This is a genomic window from Pseudalkalibacillus sp. Hm43, assembly GCF_051842935.1.
Classification (GTDB): domain Bacteria; phylum Bacillota; class Bacilli; order Bacillales; family Fictibacillaceae; genus Pseudalkalibacillus.
Window position 1 is genome coordinate 743,467 of sequence record NZ_JBPXRR010000001.1, and the last position, 15,739, is coordinate 759,205.

A 15,739-nucleotide genomic window follows, 5' to 3' on the forward strand; every position below is an offset into this window, starting at 1 on the left:
AATCATCCAAATTCCGAAATGATAAGCGGAATTGAGAATTTATAATCCAAAATCAGAAATTATGAACCAAACCCGCACTTCTTCACACAAAAAAAGCGGCTCCACCAGAGCCGCTTTACCGTCATCGTCATCCACTGACGATGATTCCGCCATTGACATGGATCATCTGTCCGGAAATATAGGTTGAGTCATCGGAAGCAAGGAAGACATAGCTAGGGGCAACTTCGTCCGGTTGACCTGGTCGTCCCATCGGTGTGTTTTTCCCGAACTCTCCGACATGTTGAGCATCGAACGTTGAAGGGATGAGCGGTGTCCAGATCGGACCAGGTGCGACCCCATTGACACGGATTCCCTTCGAAACGAGACTTTCGGATAACGAGCGGGTGAACGCGACCATAGCCCCTTTGGTGCAGGAATAGTCGATCAGATGGTCGTTCCCTTTATAAGCAGTAACGGATGTTGTGTTGATGATCGTACTGCCGTTTTTCAAATGAGGAAGCACGGCTTTCGTCATATAAAAGCAGGAGAAGATATTCGTGCGGAAGGTCTGTTCAAGCTGATCCTGATCGATCTCTTCGATTCCGTTCTTAGGATGCTGTTCTGCCGCATTGTTCACGAGGATATCGATTGTACCGAACTCTGCCATGACCTGTTCCACAGCGTTTTCACAAAACGACTGATCTCCGACATCGCCGGCGATGGGCAGACATCGTTGTCCTTCCTCTTCCACTTGTCGCTTCGTTTCATTTGCATCTTCATGTTCATTCAAATACATGATGGCAACGTCCGCACCTTCTTTCGCATAGAGGATTGCGACCGCTTTTCCGATCCCACTGTCACCACCAGTAATGATAGCCTTTTTACCTTTTAACTTGCCACTGCCTTTATAATAGCTGTCCTCCGTTTGTGGGGTGGGGACCATTTCAGATTCAGTTCCTGGCTGATGGTCCTGGTGCTGAGGTGGTTGTCCAGTCGGTTTTTCTTCATGAGGTGAGAAAAAAACAGGTTGAAACATCGTATGAATTTCCCCTTTCCTTTTATCAAAATAAGAAGTACAAATTCGTTCCTTATACTATTGCCGTTTTATTCAAATCTAATCACCGACGACTTTATTATGGTTTGAAAGTCCCATACGTCAGGGAAGGGGATAGTGACAATTGTTAAGGAGGAATGAAAAGTGATCATTGATAACGTTCGACTCTATAGACCAAATAAGGATGATGATCCTGAACAGGTTCATCACATTTTAGTGGAAAACGGAACCATATCTGAAATCAGAAAAGGACGTTCCCCTGAGCAAGGAGACCATGTCTATGATGCTGATCAACGGACGATCATGACGAGCGTGACAGATTCCCATCTGCATCTTTTGCGTTACGGTCTGATGAAGGTTGAATTGGACTTGAGAGGCGTTCACTCATGGGAAGAGCTGAAAAGGGAAGTACGAGATTATTATCCGTACATGGAAGAACATGATTGGATCATCGGTCGGGGATTGGAAGATGATGATTTTACAGACATGGATCACCCGCTGACCGCAAAAGACTTAGAGGAAATCCATCTTCATAAGCCAATGTTCTTCATGCATCGAGATGGACATGAATGTGTCGTCAATGAAACGGTACTGAACAAATTGAAAGAGGAAGAAGATTTCTTGGAAATGGTACCTGATCAATTCATTGAAAAAGATGAATATGGAGAATGGAACGGCCGGTTCAAGGATACGGCTGTCCATTACATCAAACGTCATTTCCGAGCGAGACCGAAAGACGAAGCGAAAGAAGCGATCGAGGCTGCCATCCCCTATCTGTTAAGAAACGGTATAACTTCTGTCCATACCGATGACTTGAACTTCATCAAGGAATATTCATTGTTGATGGAGAGCTATCAGGAGCTTGAAAAAGAAGGGAAGCTGCCTGTGGATGTGTTTCTACACTATTACATCTTCCAAAAAGAAGATCTGGAGCATTTCCTTGATGAATTTGAAGTACGCTCAGGTGACGGAAGTGAAAAGGTGAAGGTTGGTGCGATAAAAATTTTCCTTGACGGAACACAACGCTTGCATACAGCAGCAATGAGAATGCCGTACCATGATAAACCGGATACAGCAGGTGATCTCATCTATTCCCAACAAGAACTGAACGAGATCGTTCGCCTCGCATCTGAAAATGGCATGCAAGTCGCGATGCACGCACTCGGTGATCGTGCAACGGAGCAGGCAATCGCAGCACTTGAACAATCGGAAGTCGATGTGGAGAAGCTGAAACACCGCATCATCCACGCGCAGACATTGGGACCAGATTTGCTGGATCGAATGAGAGAGCTGAAACCATACATCGAGGTTCAGCCTTCCTTTTTGATGGATGAATATGATGAGAAAGCAGATTGGGTCGGGGAGGAACTCGCTCCTTATTGCGACGCATTCGGTTCGTTGGAAACAAACAAAATCCCTTATACGCTCAGTTCGGATGCGCCGATTGGTGATCTTAATCCATTTGTATCAGTGTTTGCAGCGGTCAATCGTACCGACCTCAACCATCAACCAGAAGGAGGATGGGTCCCGTCGGAGAAATTAACCGTTGATCAATCCTTTGAAGGGTTCACGTATACACCAAGGCTCCTGGAGTTCCAAGAGAAGTCGAAAGGACGCTTAGAGGAAGGATATCAAGCGGATTTCATACTCATAGATTCACATCCATTACAAGTGGACCCGAAAGAGTTGCATAACATACGAGTAGAAGAAGTTTGGGTAAAGGGAAATAGAGTGTATTCTCCTGAAGGGGTTGTCAGCTAGCTCTGTAACACGGAATGTTTTCGTTTCTGTTATAATGGCAGTATTAGTGGCATTGAGGGAGATTAAGGGATGAAAATGAAAATCGAATTGACCAATGACGAAACCAAACAATTGATCGACCTATTCGACCATTATCATGACACTATTCTGTCAGAATGGCTTAAGGTCGCCTCGATTTCAGAGGATGATCCTTACCGCGATGAAGTTACGGTCAACGGTGGGCATACCATCCGTTTGATCGTAGCATACATAAGTAATCCAGAAACGGATTTGATCGTCCAGCTGACAAAGAAGATTGCCCGTGAGAGAGTAGAAGCCAATGTCGGGATAGGTGAATTCATCTCGAACATCAACCTGGGCCGCTCCATCATCTACCGTGTATTTAGCAAAATAAATATTTCGGAAAGCTATCAGATGAAGTATCTACTGGTAGTGAATGATTTCTTTGATCTATATATGTTTCATGCAATTACAGAGTATACGAATGTGAAAGACTCCATCATCCAAAACAAGAATCTGTTCATTCAAGAAATGCACAGTGATCGTCTATCGATTCTTGGCCAGGTTGCAGCCAGCTTCGCGCATGAATTCAGGAACCCGCTCACTTCAATCAAAGGCTTCATCCAAATGATTGAAAAAGAGGCAAAGCCGGAAACCGGAACTTACTTCAACATCATCAAACAAGAATTAGAAAGTTTGGAAGCTAAGATTACCCAATTCCTGTATTTATCCAAAATGAAAGGTTTGGACGATGAGTCTGAAATCTTTCCTATTGATCATGTCGTCAGAAGGATGCTGGAATTCCTCTACCCGAGGTTCTTGGATGAAAACATCAATGTCTATCATGAATTGGAAAAGGATTTGTACATGTTCGGGGTAGAAGAGCAGATGAAACAAGTGCTTCTCAACATTCTTAATAATGCAGTGGAAGAGCTATCGAACATGGACAAAGACCGTATGGTGAACGTCAAACTATTCGAACATGATGGTTTTATCCATCTGAACATCTCTAATAATGGTCCGATCATTCCAGAACATTTATTAGAGGATATTTTCGAACCTTTCATCTCTACTAAACAGCTCGGAACAGGATTAGGTCTATCTGTTTGTAAACAGATTGTTGAAAAGCATAAAGGTAGCATCCAAGTTCACTCGACTGAAGACGAGACAACCTTCCTGATGTCATTTCCGATTGCATCTATGAAAGGAGACCAACATGACAACGATACATTACAACGCCAGTGATTTGAAAAAAGCGATTGAGGAAGATCCGGTTTTCAGCGAAAAGAGACCTGTTTTGATTTGCAATTCACATATCACCGGGTTAGCCGTCTCAAGGGGATTAGGTCGTAAAGGGATTCCTGTCATTGCGCTTGACCGGGAAGATCGAGGGCTTGCCTTTTCCTCAAAGTACGTCACCCAAAGAGGAATCTGTCCGAATCCAGTTGTAGCGGAAAAAGCGTTCATACAATATTTGATGGACATCGGACCTGCTTTTGAGAAAAAGTGTGTGTTGATTCCTTCAATGGATGAATGGGCACTCTCTCTTGCAAAATATGCAGACCAATTGTCTGAGTATTATATTTGGCCATTCTCAAAATACGAAACGATTGAACAAATCCTCGATAAATCACAGCTTTACCAAAGAGCGAAAGAACTGAATATCCCTGTACCAAGCTACAAAAAACTGACAGAGGAAAATGAAGCGTCCCTACCGGGGGATATCGGTTTCCCAATGGTATTGAAGCCAATAAATAAACGGGCTTTTTATGATGCTTTTCAGGAAGGATTGTTCATTGCATCGAATCGTGATGAGTATGAAGAAATGACCGGAAAAGCAAAACAAGCTGGACTTGAGTTGATTGCCCAGGAATATGTGGATGTCGACCGAGACGGTTATGTGACGATTGTCATCTATATGGACGGTGAACAGACACTGAGAGGTGCACTCGCGGGACAAAGATTGGAAATTTATCCACCACGTTCCGGAACGACTTGTCTCGTTCAATCAATCGAGGCTCCTGAACTGACGGAAAGAGCGGTCTCTGTATTAAAGGAATTTTCTTATGAAGGAATTGCAGAATGCGAATTCCTATATGACCAGAAGGATGGAGAATACAAGCTCCTTGATATCAACACGAGACCTTGGAAGTGGATCGGACTTCCGATCCATTGTGGAGTGAACTTGCCGCATCTCCTTTATTCTGCTGTGAACGGTGAACCATACTCCCAACTTGAACCGACAGTCGGTGTCAAATGGATTTATACGAACGACTACAAGAAACTGAAAGCAAACAATGAAGGGCTATTTGAAGGAGACATTTTAAGTAAAGAGGAATGGCTTGAGATCCTTCAGAACAAAACGGACGGTAGTAAGCTCATCACTACGGCGGTCGAATCGCTAGATGACCCGGAACCAGCTTATCGACAATTGCAAAACTCGTTTTCGAAACGGACCTATTATTGTCCTTGTTAATAGCTAGAATTGAGCTGAGGATTCACTTGAGTGTCATACACTTGAGCGGATCCTCAGTTTTTTTATGTCGTGAAAAAATATAAAAGTTATAGATCACCCTAAAAAGCGATTTGTCTGAAGCTCCTGTTAAAAACCATTCCATTTATAAACAAGATAAAGGCAGCTTCTCTCAGCAGAATCCACTGGAATCATCGAGTTGCTTTCAGCAGTCTTCCGCTCTTTCAAATACAATCGATTGTACCGCGGAATAACAGGAAAGCATGCTTTCTGAACAGGTGGAAACCGGTGGAAAGTTTCGAAAAGATATTGAACCAGTATGAACCGCTTATCAAAAAGACGATTAAACGATTCCATTATGTCGACGTTTATGATGAACTTTTTCAAATCGGAAGTATTGCACTATGGGAAGCTTATGAAAGATACGACTCAGACAAAGGGCATTTTCCTTCGTACGCCCGTTCTTATATCACTGGTAGAATCCTGCAAAGGTTGAACCAATCATACTTCGTTACTACAGAAGCTTCAGATCAACTTCTCGATACGATCTTAGGATATGAAGTGCCTTTTCTGGAATCTATGATTGTTGAGGAGTACATGAAAAACTTGTCCGCAAGGGAGCGGCTGTATGTGAAGTTCGTACTGATTCATCAGGGGAGTCAGAAAGAGTTGGCAAAAAGGGAAGGGGTCTCATATGAAACCGTCCGTTCTTGGAGAAAGACCGCACTTGCTAAATTAAGGATAAAAGGGCATGCAATGAACAACATATGAAAAAGGGCAGCGACCCTTCATGTGATAGAGGGGTCAACTGCCTTCCGTGTTTCTTACAAATGATCCGTTTTCTTCGAATATTGTCTTGAGCCTTTTTTGATATTGGCATCCTGCATTTCATTTTTCATTTCTTGCCGTGCTTGGTTATCCACTTTCTTCTTGTCGTTATCTTTCGTGTTCGACATCCGAATCCCTCCTTAACGTTTAATCTAAACGTTAAGAGCAGGAATTATTCTGAGTCGACAGCTGAATCCAGGAAGTAGACGGCCAGTGTTCCTGGTCCGGCATGGGCTCCGATTGCACAACCGATCGTATTGACCATGACATTTTTGACTTTCAATTGGTCTTCGATCATATCTTTCAACTCATTTGCACGGTTCAGATCATCCGCATGAGAAATCGCGACGATTTGATTTTCAAATTCACTGCCGCGTTCTTGAATCAGTTCCATCAATCTTCCAAGTACCTTTTTGCTGCCTCTTACTTTTTCAAGAGGGAAGAGCTTTCCTTCCTCCATATGGAGGACAGGCTTGATTTTTAACAAACCGCCAACAAACCCTGAAGCTTTGGAGACTCGTCCACCACGAACAAGGTATTCCAAATCATCTACTGTAAAAATGTGTTGTATTTTGTCGATGAGGGTATGTGTGAAAGAGACGAGACCATTCAAGTCTGTCGTTCCTTCTTCAATTTTACGAGCGATGTAATAACCGATCAGTCCATATCCGAGTGATGCACTTTTTGAATCGATGATCTCCAGGTTCGGTTCGATTCCTTCTTCTACAAGTTGATCTCGGACAAGACATGCGGTCTGATATGTACCTGATAATCCAGAAGACAGGGTTAGATAAAGGGCTGGTTGATTGTTCTCCGCCAATTTTTGAAACATTTCCTTCATACGGTCAGGTGGTACCTGCGACGTTTTCGGAACAGCTCCATCTCTCATCATCGTATAAAGAGAAGAAGGCTGAATTGTTTCTTTGTCATAATATTCTTCCTCATTCACATGCACGACCAGTGGGAGGACTTCAATCTTATGTTCGTCGATAATATGCTGAGGCAGGTCACAGCCTGTATCCACAATTAGTTGAATAGACATAGTTACACCTCACAAAATAATTACAATTTCATCACTTTTCTTTAAGTGTAGCTTTGTAAAATGTAAAAAGCAATGGATTGTTTATAAAATGCATTGACAAAGGGAAAGGATATTTGTTAAAAATAGAACGTTCTACTTGGAGATGAAAGAAGGGATTCATATATGGCAGTTATATCCGAATTGAAAAAAATTACAATTATCCTGCTCGGAGCAGTGCTCGGCGCTGTTTCTTTGAACTACTTTTTGATACCCGCGAATGTATACGCAAGTGGGTTCACAGGTATTGCCCAGTTGCTGGCGAGTGTTCTGAAAGAAACACCGATTCCTGCATCGACCGGTATTCTATTGTTCATACTTAATATTCCTGTTGCTATACTTGGATGGCTCAAGGTCGGGAAATCATTCACAATATACAGCTTTTTCAGTGTTGCAGCGACAACATTCTTTTTGGAAGTCATTCCGATTAAAGTCATTTCTGAAGATATCCTTCTGAATGCAGTGTTCGGAGGTGTCATTGCTGCAATCGGTATTGGGTTCACGCTTAAATGGGGTGCATCGACAGGTGGTATGGATATCGTAGCGATGGTGTTATCAAGATTGAAGGACCGTCCAATCGGCATCTATTTCTTCACTTTGAATGCATTCATCATTTTGACTGCAGGTCTTTTATACGGTTGGGAAAAGTCATTATACACACTCGTAACGTTGTACGTCACTTCCCGTATCATTGATGTCATCCATACCCGTCACGAAAAGCTGACAGCAATGATCATTACGAAAAAAGGTAAGGAACTTCAACAAGCGATTCATGAGAAAATGATCAGAGGGATTACGAAGATCCCAGCCAAAGGCGGATTTACGGATGAAGAAAAGGAATTGTTGATCATCGTCGTTACACGCTATGAATTGTATGATCTCGAACATACGATCAAGGAAGTCGATCCACATGCCTTTACGAACATCGTCAACACGACAGGAATCTTCGGGTTCTTCAGACAGGATTAGAATATTGATTTCTTTCGAAATGGCTCGCTGTTCCCGCAGGAGTGTTGCAAATTTCGTTGCGAAATCAATAATATAAAACCTAAAGATAAAAGGGGTTGCCCAATTCAGTTGGGTAACCCCTTTTTACTTACGCGTATGAATTCTCAAATACTTCCTGTACTTTCGGAACAATGCTGTCCCAATCGCCATCCATCGTTTTGTTAATCGTTATGAAATCCTGGAATCCGAAAATAGATTCAACTCCATCAATACCAAGTAGAGCTGAAGCCACCTCATCGTCTGGATTATCTCCTTGTTTATAGGAGAGGCGTCCCTCGAATAAAGCTTTATTCGCTGAGAACTTCAGTGCATTTGGGTTAGGTGTTCGATCGATAGTAAATTCTACTGCCATGTATAACCATTCTCCTTTCATACTTTCTTTCATTGTATCAAACTTGCATAACCAGCGTCAGTCAAAACGAAAATCCATACCGTTTTGAAATGACTTCATAAAAACCTAATGAATTATAAAGGTGTTTTGTCACAACGTTATTGATCCCCGTTTCCAGTTCAATCGATTTGATACCGGATTTCTCAGCCCAATGGACGACATGTAGGAGTAATTTCCGTGCGATACCTTTATTCCTCAAGTCCTCTTGTACATAAAGCTCATTGAGCCACATGTAATGTCCACCACGCGCAAGACTGATTCCGATATTGAAAAAGGCGATCCCGACAATTTCTTCATCCATTTCAGCCACAACGATATATGCGGTATCTGTACTTTCCAGGGCAAGATGTATACCGGTCATGATCTGATCGTAAGTCCCGGAATTTTCATTGGAGATACGTTGCTTTGTAAGTAGTGACGCAATTTGTTCTCTTATTTCGTTCGATGCATCTTTTTGAACTTCATACACTTTCATGGTGTAACCCTCCTATAGCCCACTTTCCTAATTCAATGTAACAGACAATATTCCTGCTATGTAGTGGAAAATATACATAATTTCATTTTCTTTTGAAAAAACAGAAACTTTTTACCTAGTTTATCCGTCTAAAAAAGAGGACGAACTTAATGAGCGACAGTATATGTACGTAAAGAACTATTTTAAAACGAATGTATATAGAAACATTCGTCCTGAAGGAGTGCGATATGACGAAGCAATCCGTTGTTTTTTGGAGTGGTGGAAAGGATTGTATGTCTGCCCTTGAAAAAATGCAAGAAAAGAACGGTGAGATCGCCTACCTCGTGACCACCTTTGATGAAACTTCACGACGTGTCCCTTTCCACGGCATACATATCCGATTGATCGAGTCTCAGGCTGAATCATTGCAGATCCCTTTGATGAAAATCCCTATCCCTCCACAAGCGTCAAACGAGGAATACGAATCAATTCTTCAAAGAGCTCTGACAACCTTGAAAAAGCAAGGTGTTGAACAAGTTGTGTATGGTGACATTCATTTAGAGGACTTACGTCAATATAAGGAAGCGTTGCTGGAGCCCCTTGGTTTATCTGCTTCTTTTCCATTGTGGGACCAATCTACAGAAGATGTAGCCAAACAATTCCTACAAAAAGGTTACGAAGCCCTCATCTGTGGAATTAATTGTGAACGAATAGAGGATGAAGAGCTGGGGGAACTTTATACTGTTGATTTTCTAGACAGGTACAAAAGTCGGATTGATCCTTGTGGCGAAAATGGAGAGTTTCACACCTTCGTTCAAGACGGTCCGTTGTTTACAAAGCCTGTACAACCGGTTATTTGGAAAAAGACGCACACCATGTACGACCGTTATAAATATCTTGAATTAGACCTGGATGAAAAAACATACTGAGGAGGTCGTAAGCATGCCTACGTTGGTTTGTTTTGGAGATAGCTTGACTGCTATGGAAGAAAGTAGAGATGGATATGAACGATTGACACCCCGTTTGAGAAAGCAACTGTCAGAATGGACGATTGTCAATTCCGGTATTTCAGGTGAAACGACCCGGGCAGCTCTTGCAAGACTTCAAGAGGATGTTCTGAGACATTCACCTGATTTGGTCACAATTCTGTTCGGTTCGAATGATGCGAGTGAACATCGACGCATCAACTTGCAGGAATATGAACGCAATCTCGAGATCATGATCGACAGGATCACACCCAAGAAGACGATTCTGATCAGTCCGCCACCAGTGATTGAAGCATCTCAAGAAAAGCGCAACAACAAAGAGTTGGAACGATATGCCCAAGTTACGCGCAAGATCGCAAATAAGCGAGGTTGCTATTTCATTGATCTGTGGAATTATTTCATACAAAATGATCTTTATAAAAAGATGCTTGTGAATGACGGACTCCATTTCAATGAGCGAGCTTACCTGTTCCTATCGGAGCTCATCATCGATCAGATCAAATCCATTAAAGCGAAGGCTGTATAAAAAGAGGATTGACCGACAATGGTCAATCCTCTTTATCATTTATCGTTATTCTCCACCAAGTGTAAGGTTGGCTGATCGTTCTTTTTGAGCTGCGCGGTCTTTGTCTGACATGGTGGTTTGGATTTCTCTCTCGTCGTTTCCACGTACACGTTCTGCACCTTGTTGGATGGCACGTTTGGATTGATTTCTTTTGCTCATTGGATTCACCCTCCTTGAGGTTAGTATCCCGCAAAAGAGAGCGCTATACACCTTTCTTCAATGATAGAAGATCTTCAAGGAAATAGGCGATACCATCCTCTTCATTTGTCTTCGTAACGCCATTCGCAATATTTTTCAATTCTGGAATGGCGTTCCCCATTGCAATTCCATATCCAGCATATTCAATCATTTCAAGATCATTGTCCTCATCACCGAATGCGATGATGCGGTCTTGAGGGACATTCAATGAGTCCGCGACATGCTTCAATCCGACAGCCTTGTTCAATCCTGCTTTTACAACCTCGATGATGTTCCACGGTGCTGCCCAAACTCTGTGGTCAATCACTTCAGCGTGTTGAGCTTTCAATAATTCCCGTAATTCTCTGACATGATGATCATGCGGGCGGATGAGGATCGAAGTCGGGTCATGCTCAAGCGAGTTGTGTAAATGACCGATGCTCATCTTATGTGGTTCGATCATGAATGTATTCGTGATGAATTCATCTTCATAGTGGAAATACACATCATCGAGTACCTCTGCAATGACATTCTTCACTTCAAAGTCCAAGCACGTTTTTACAATATCATGTGCGGTATCCAGTTCTAACGGGGAGTGGTGTACACCCCATCCAGGATTGTCGGGATGATGGATAAAAGCCCCGTTAAAATTAATAATAGGAGTAGTCAGTTCTAGTTCTCGATAGTATCGTTCACTTCCACGATAAGGCCTTCCGGTAGAAATGACGACATGATGACCATTGTCCACCGCTCTTCTGAGGACATTCTTCGTATGGGTGGATACAGTTTTGTCATCCTTCAATAACGTCCCATCTAAGTCGATTGCAATTAAATAGGGTTTTGACATATGTGGCTCCCCTTTCTCTATATACACGTATTTACAATATTAAAGATAAGGACAGAAAATGTCCATCGAACAGGAAAGAAGAGCTTTGTCGAAATATGCAGATGTATGATACTATATGAAAATGTACACATGGAATGGAGGAAAGTTTATGGGAAATGAACATCACACAAGCGAAGTACAAGAAGCCATAGGGAAAAAAGACATCAAACGTCTTGAATTTCGCGGAGGAGTTTTTGCAGCTACTATTCCTCTCGTCTTTTTTATTGTTTGGGCAATTACACTAAGTACACAAGAATTGGTTACTGAAGAAGGCCTTGTACTTGGTATGGTCCTTGGTATTTTAATTGGTTTATTTTTCTGTAAGTCGAAATGGTCCGACTATGCACAGTCTCTCTTTTCAGGGATGGCTCAGCCGATTGGCGTCATAGCGGTCATCGCATGGTTCTGGGCAGGTATGTTTGCGAAACTGCTCTCGGCAGGTGGTCTTGTTGATGGACTGATTTGGTTCGGTTTCCAGACGGGACTTGAAGGCGGTTACTTTGTCGGATTGACGTTCTTGCTGGCTGCACTCTTCTCGACAGCAGTCGGAACAGGATACGGTACCGTAGCAACATTCGGAATCCTCATGTACCCAGCTGGTCTCGTATTAGGGGCAGACCCGGTCGTATTACTTGCAGCGATCCTAAGTGGAGCTGTATTCGGGGACAACCTTGCACCAGTTTCGGATACGACGATCGTTTCAGCAACAACACAGGAAGCAGACGTACCAGGAGTCGTACGGTCTCGTTTCAAATATTCAATTTCAGCCGCTATTCCATCGCTGATCCTTTTTGTCATCTTCGGAGGCGGAGGCCAAGCGGAAAATCAAGCCGTTCTCACTGAATTAGAACAGCAGGTATCCGCGCAAGGGCTTTGGTTGTTACTGCCATTCGTATTGGTCTTATACTTAGCATTAAGTGGCCATCATTTGTTAACCTCACTTACTTGGGGAATTGTCGCTTCAGTCGCAGTCATCTTCTTTACAGGCACACCGTTGGCGAAAGTCATCTCGATCCATAAAGAGAATGGCACTCCTGTAGTCGAAGGGGCACTGATGAACGGAATCGGTGGTTATTTCAATATGGCCATTCTCATACTGTTCATTTTATCGGCCGCACATTTATTAGAGGTTGCCGGTACAATGGAGGCTATCCGGAACTTCTTCTTGAAGTTGATTAAGAAGGTTGTCCGAAGAGCAGAATTATCAATCTTTGCGATTGTTGCTTCCTTGAATATATTCATCACGATCAATACAGCAGCCGAAATTGCTGCAGCACCTTTCGTACGTAAGTTAGGTAAGGAATTCAACATCCATCCATACCGTCGAGCGAATTTCCTTGATACGGTTTCGTCTTCATTGGGATATATTTTCCCTTGGAGCGGAGGAGTCTTGCTTGCATGGGCAACCATTAAAGGAGCAGCTAAGGATTATGAGTTCCTGACTGTCGTCGACCCGACCGATGTGTTCCCTTACGTTTTCCAAGGGTGGGGACTGTTGATTGTTATGTTCATTGCTGCACTGACAGGATGGGGTCTTCGTTTTACAGGTAAGAATGGTGAAGAAATTCACCCGAAGGATTATCGCCCGGAAACGGACTGATCGAGTAACTTCTTCATAAAATTGGTATGTTTTATGTTCCTCAGAAAGGGTAAACATGAAAACATACTACTTGAGGAGGTTGACTTAGAAATGAAACTTACGTCCAAAAAGGCAGTAGTATCAGGAGTCGCTGCAAGCCTTGCAGGTGTTGCAACTTACTATCTTAAAGATCGCTCAAACCGAATCAAGATGAAAGAAACATTCAACGATCTGACATCAAAAATCAAAGAGAGAACAAATGGTTACAGTGATTCGAATGTACCACTTGATAAAGCGGGTGAACCGCAGGATCTTGAGGACAGTAAGATGGTAGACGAAGGTGCTCAGACCAGTGTGGATTACTACAATAAGACCCAACAATAATTTTCGGGTCGCAGACTGACTTATCTAAGTCAGTCTTTTTTATTTTTGATTCAACGGTACCTTTGATAAAATAAGGAAAATACTAATATTGCGAAGGTGAATCATGATCCATATACATACCGATTATATAGAAGACATACCTGTATTGAATGTGGCAGCTGAAGAACTAACTGATAAGCCTGCACCGACATTGACCTTTCTGCACGGCTATACAAGCTCCAAAGAACAGAACCTGTCATACGCCTATTTACTAGCACAAAAAGGCATCAGAGTCCTGCTCCCTGATTTTCCGTTGCATGGTGAGAGGGAGGGGGATTTCTCCCATAAAGAAAGAAGCTGGCGATTTTGGGAAATCGTCATCCAAGGTATCGGGGAACTCGAAAAAGTCATGGACCATTACATACGTAAACAACTCGTTGATCCAGAACGTATCGGCGTTGCAGGGACTTCCATGGGTGGTATTACGATGTTCGGTGCCTTGACCCAGTATGATTGGATCAAGCTATCTGTATCGATGATGGGGACGCCGTGTTACGAGCAGTTTGCCAATCTCATGCTCCAATCTTTCCAAAAGGAAGGCGTAGAAATGCCTGTTTCAATGACGGAGCTTGAACAAAAGATCCATGATCTGAAGATGTTTGATCTTTCCCAAAAACCAGAAGTGCTTGGGGACCGACCTCTACTCATTTGGCACGGGGAAGCGGACTCAGTCGTTCCTTATCAACTGACGAAATCATTCCACGACCGTCTCCTTCTTGACGGTTATGCGGATCATAACCAGGTGAATTTCATTACAGACCCAGCAGCAGGACATAAAGTAACCAGAGACGCTTGTCATATGGCGGTTGATTGGATTTCAAACAACCTATAAGGAAACTCCCTTTTAAAGGGAGTTTTTTATTTTTATGAAAAAGATTAAAAGTCGCCTCCCCACTTATTGCGATGAATTTGTATTTATAGGGTGAAAGGGGGTGAGAAAATGGCAACTGCAGTCCACGATGATTCCAGATTGACGATCACTTTCGACGCAGGAGTAGATCATGAAGGTAAGCCGGTCTATAAACGGAAGTCCTTCACTAACATCAAGACAAGTGCTACGCATGACCAATTGTTTGACATGGTACAAGCGTTAGCACCCCTACAACAATATCCTGTCAGTCAAATCGAGCGATCCAACTCATTTGACTTAAGCGCATAATGAAACTGAAATAAGTTGGAAAGGAGGGAATATGTATGGCAAAACAAATCGAACTTCTGTTTGAGAACTTTGAAGGGAAAACAGTTCGTATTTCACTTGATGAACCGGTAGAACCTGTTGATACGTTGGCGATCAATGCTGCAATGGACAAGATTCTGGCGGATAATGCGCTCATTTCATCTGGTGGAGATCTCGTTGCGAAAAAAGGTGCAAGGGTCGTGGAACGAAATGTGACGGATATACCTTTGGCTTAACGATTACAGAAGGAAGGGGAGCTCTCGGGCATCACCCTTCCTTTTTCAATTAGCTGGTTTGGGCAAAATGCTTGCCTAATGATCCAAAGATAGAAAGGAGGGAAGGATATGGAGCAGTGGTTATCGGTCATGAGTGATTTCGGTTTTCCTGTAGTCGTCACATTATATCTACTACACAGAATCGAATCTAAGCTCGAAGCCTTGAACCAATCGATTCTCAACCTTCCGAGCCATTTGAAGATTTGATGCGCAACATTTTAAGTCATCCCTCTAATGGGTTATACTATAGATAGAAACTGGATTTAGGAAGGGGTTCATTATGGCAAACGAAGAAATGAAAGAAAAGATGATGGAAGCACTTGAAGAAGTTGAAGACCCTGAACTAGGGATTGATATCGTCAACCTCGGTCTTATTTATGACGTTGAACTAGACGAAGAAGGTATGGCGAAAGTGACGATGACATTGACAGCGATGGGTTGCCCATTAGCTGGTACGATCGCAAACGATGTTCGTAATGCATTGATCGACTTCCCTGAAGTGAAAGATGTAGATGTGAACATTGTATGGAATCCACCATGGACAAAAGACAAAATGTCCCGTTACGCGAAAATCGCACTTGGGATTCAATAAAGTTCCGATAGATTTGAGACTGGCACCTTTGTGTCAGTCTCTTTCTTTTCTCT

21 protein-coding genes are annotated in these 15,739 nt (G+C 42.7%); 14 read left to right on the plus strand and 7 right to left on the minus strand.

The window, feature by feature from the left end:
* Window positions 1–127: 127 nt before the first annotated feature.
* Window positions 128–1,015 (minus strand): SDR family oxidoreductase, encoded by an 888-nt coding sequence (locus tag ACSVDE_RS03960; RefSeq protein WP_439299672.1) that lies wholly within the window; start codon window positions 1,013–1,015, stop codon window positions 128–130.
* A gap of 162 nt (window positions 1,016–1,177) precedes the next feature.
* On the opposite strand from ACSVDE_RS03960, the gene ACSVDE_RS03965 reads away from it, so the two are divergent.
* From ACSVDE_RS03965 to ACSVDE_RS03980, 4 genes are all read left to right on the plus strand, one after another.
* Window positions 1,178–2,794 (plus strand): amidohydrolase, encoded by a 1,617-nt coding sequence (locus ACSVDE_RS03965; protein ID WP_439299673.1) that lies wholly within the window; start codon window positions 1,178–1,180, stop codon window positions 2,792–2,794.
* Window positions 2,795–2,863: 69 nt separating this feature from the next.
* Window positions 2,864–4,039 (plus strand): histidine kinase N-terminal domain-containing protein, encoded by a 1,176-nt coding sequence (locus tag ACSVDE_RS03970; RefSeq protein ID WP_439299674.1) that lies wholly within the window; start codon window positions 2,864–2,866, stop codon window positions 4,037–4,039.
* Entirely contained in the window at window positions 4,011–5,270 is a 1,260-nt protein-coding gene (locus tag ACSVDE_RS03975; RefSeq protein ID WP_439299675.1) for a carboxylate--amine ligase, read from the plus strand. The genes ACSVDE_RS03970 and ACSVDE_RS03975 overlap by 29 nt, the downstream gene beginning before the upstream one ends.
* 285 nt (window positions 5,271–5,555) lie before the next feature.
* The gene (locus ACSVDE_RS03980; protein WP_439299676.1) at window positions 5,556–6,038 is read left to right on the plus strand and encodes a sigma-70 family RNA polymerase sigma factor; all 483 of its coding nucleotides are present in this window, start codon (window positions 5,556–5,558) and stop codon (window positions 6,036–6,038) included.
* A 53-nt stretch (window positions 6,039–6,091) separates the two neighbouring features.
* Here the strand turns inward: ACSVDE_RS03980 and ACSVDE_RS03985 are convergent, their stop codons facing one another.
* Both ACSVDE_RS03985 and ACSVDE_RS03990 read right to left on the minus strand, forming a co-directional pair.
* Window positions 6,092–6,223 carry a DUF3941 domain-containing protein gene (locus ACSVDE_RS03985; protein WP_439299677.1) on the minus strand — a complete coding sequence of 44 codons (132 nt, stop codon included), beginning with the start codon at window positions 6,221–6,223 and terminating at the stop codon, window positions 6,092–6,094.
* A gap of 44 nt (window positions 6,224–6,267) precedes the next feature.
* Window positions 6,268–7,137: a DegV family protein gene (locus ACSVDE_RS03990; protein ID WP_439299678.1), complete on the minus strand. Its 870-nt coding sequence runs from the start codon at window positions 7,135–7,137 to the stop codon at window positions 6,268–6,270.
* A 162-nt stretch (window positions 7,138–7,299) separates the two neighbouring features.
* Here ACSVDE_RS03990 and ACSVDE_RS03995 point away from each other — a divergent pair, with 162 nt between their 5' ends.
* Window positions 7,300–8,142, plus strand: a complete 843-nt coding sequence (locus tag ACSVDE_RS03995) for a YitT family protein (protein WP_439299679.1) — start codon at window positions 7,300–7,302, stop codon at window positions 8,140–8,142.
* A gap of 127 nt (window positions 8,143–8,269) precedes the next feature.
* Here ACSVDE_RS03995 and ACSVDE_RS04000 read toward each other — a convergent pair whose 3' ends face one another.
* Window positions 8,270–8,533 carry a NifU N-terminal domain-containing protein gene (locus ACSVDE_RS04000; protein ID WP_439299680.1) on the minus strand — a complete coding sequence of 88 codons (264 nt, stop codon included), beginning with the start codon at window positions 8,531–8,533 and terminating at the stop codon, window positions 8,270–8,272.
* Window positions 8,534–8,594: 61 nt separating this feature from the next.
* On the minus strand, window positions 8,595–9,047 hold the full coding sequence (locus ACSVDE_RS04005) for a GNAT family N-acetyltransferase (RefSeq protein WP_439299681.1): 453 nt from the start codon (window positions 9,045–9,047) through the stop codon (window positions 8,595–8,597).
* 227 nt (window positions 9,048–9,274) lie between these two features.
* Here ACSVDE_RS04005 and ACSVDE_RS04010 point away from each other — a divergent pair, with 227 nt between their 5' ends.
* Together ACSVDE_RS04010 and ACSVDE_RS04015 are read left to right on the plus strand one after the other, a co-directional pair.
* Window positions 9,275–9,955: a diphthine--ammonia ligase gene (locus ACSVDE_RS04010; protein ID WP_439299682.1), complete on the plus strand. Its 681-nt coding sequence runs from the start codon at window positions 9,275–9,277 to the stop codon at window positions 9,953–9,955.
* Between the two features lie 13 nt (window positions 9,956–9,968).
* A complete protein-coding gene (locus tag ACSVDE_RS04015; protein ID WP_439299683.1) occupies window positions 9,969–10,538 on the plus strand; it encodes an SGNH/GDSL hydrolase family protein in 570 nt (189 codons plus the stop codon).
* A gap of 45 nt (window positions 10,539–10,583) precedes the next feature.
* Here ACSVDE_RS04015 and ACSVDE_RS04020 read toward each other — a convergent pair whose 3' ends face one another.
* A complete protein-coding gene (locus tag ACSVDE_RS04020) occupies window positions 10,584–10,736 on the minus strand; it encodes a hypothetical protein (RefSeq protein ID WP_439299684.1) in 153 nt (50 codons plus the stop codon).
* A gap of 43 nt (window positions 10,737–10,779) precedes the next feature.
* Entirely contained in the window at window positions 10,780–11,601 is an 822-nt protein-coding gene (locus ACSVDE_RS04025; protein ID WP_439299685.1) for a Cof-type HAD-IIB family hydrolase, read from the minus strand.
* A 148-nt stretch (window positions 11,602–11,749) separates the two neighbouring features.
* Between ACSVDE_RS04025 and ACSVDE_RS04030 the strand changes: the two genes are divergently transcribed.
* The 7 genes from ACSVDE_RS04030 (at window position 11,750) to ACSVDE_RS04060 (ending at window position 15,686) form a co-directional block, all read left to right on the plus strand.
* Window positions 11,750–13,240 carry a Na+/H+ antiporter NhaC family protein gene (locus ACSVDE_RS04030; protein ID WP_439299686.1) on the plus strand — a complete coding sequence of 497 codons (1,491 nt, stop codon included), beginning with the start codon at window positions 11,750–11,752 and terminating at the stop codon, window positions 13,238–13,240.
* A 90-nt stretch (window positions 13,241–13,330) separates the two neighbouring features.
* Complete coding sequence (locus tag ACSVDE_RS04035) at window positions 13,331–13,603, plus strand: hypothetical protein (protein ID WP_439299687.1); 273 nt, start codon at window positions 13,331–13,333, stop codon at window positions 13,601–13,603.
* Window positions 13,604–13,706: 103 nt separating this feature from the next.
* Window positions 13,707–14,474: a prolyl oligopeptidase family serine peptidase gene (locus ACSVDE_RS04040; protein WP_439299688.1), complete on the plus strand. Its 768-nt coding sequence runs from the start codon at window positions 13,707–13,709 to the stop codon at window positions 14,472–14,474.
* Window positions 14,475–14,582: 108 nt separating this feature from the next.
* Window positions 14,583–14,801: a DUF1659 domain-containing protein gene (locus ACSVDE_RS04045; RefSeq protein ID WP_439299689.1), complete on the plus strand. Its 219-nt coding sequence runs from the start codon at window positions 14,583–14,585 to the stop codon at window positions 14,799–14,801.
* Window positions 14,802–14,836: 35 nt separating this feature from the next.
* Window positions 14,837–15,055, plus strand: coding sequence for a DUF2922 domain-containing protein (locus ACSVDE_RS04050; protein ID WP_439299690.1), 219 nt, complete (start codon window positions 14,837–14,839; stop codon window positions 15,053–15,055).
* Window positions 15,056–15,163: 108 nt separating this feature from the next.
* On the plus strand, window positions 15,164–15,301 hold the full coding sequence (locus ACSVDE_RS04055) for a YvrJ family protein (RefSeq protein WP_439299691.1): 138 nt from the start codon (window positions 15,164–15,166) through the stop codon (window positions 15,299–15,301).
* A gap of 73 nt (window positions 15,302–15,374) precedes the next feature.
* The gene (locus tag ACSVDE_RS04060; protein WP_226552180.1) at window positions 15,375–15,686 is read left to right on the plus strand and encodes a metal-sulfur cluster assembly factor; all 312 of its coding nucleotides are present in this window, start codon (window positions 15,375–15,377) and stop codon (window positions 15,684–15,686) included.
* Window positions 15,687–15,739 lie beyond the last annotated feature (53 nt).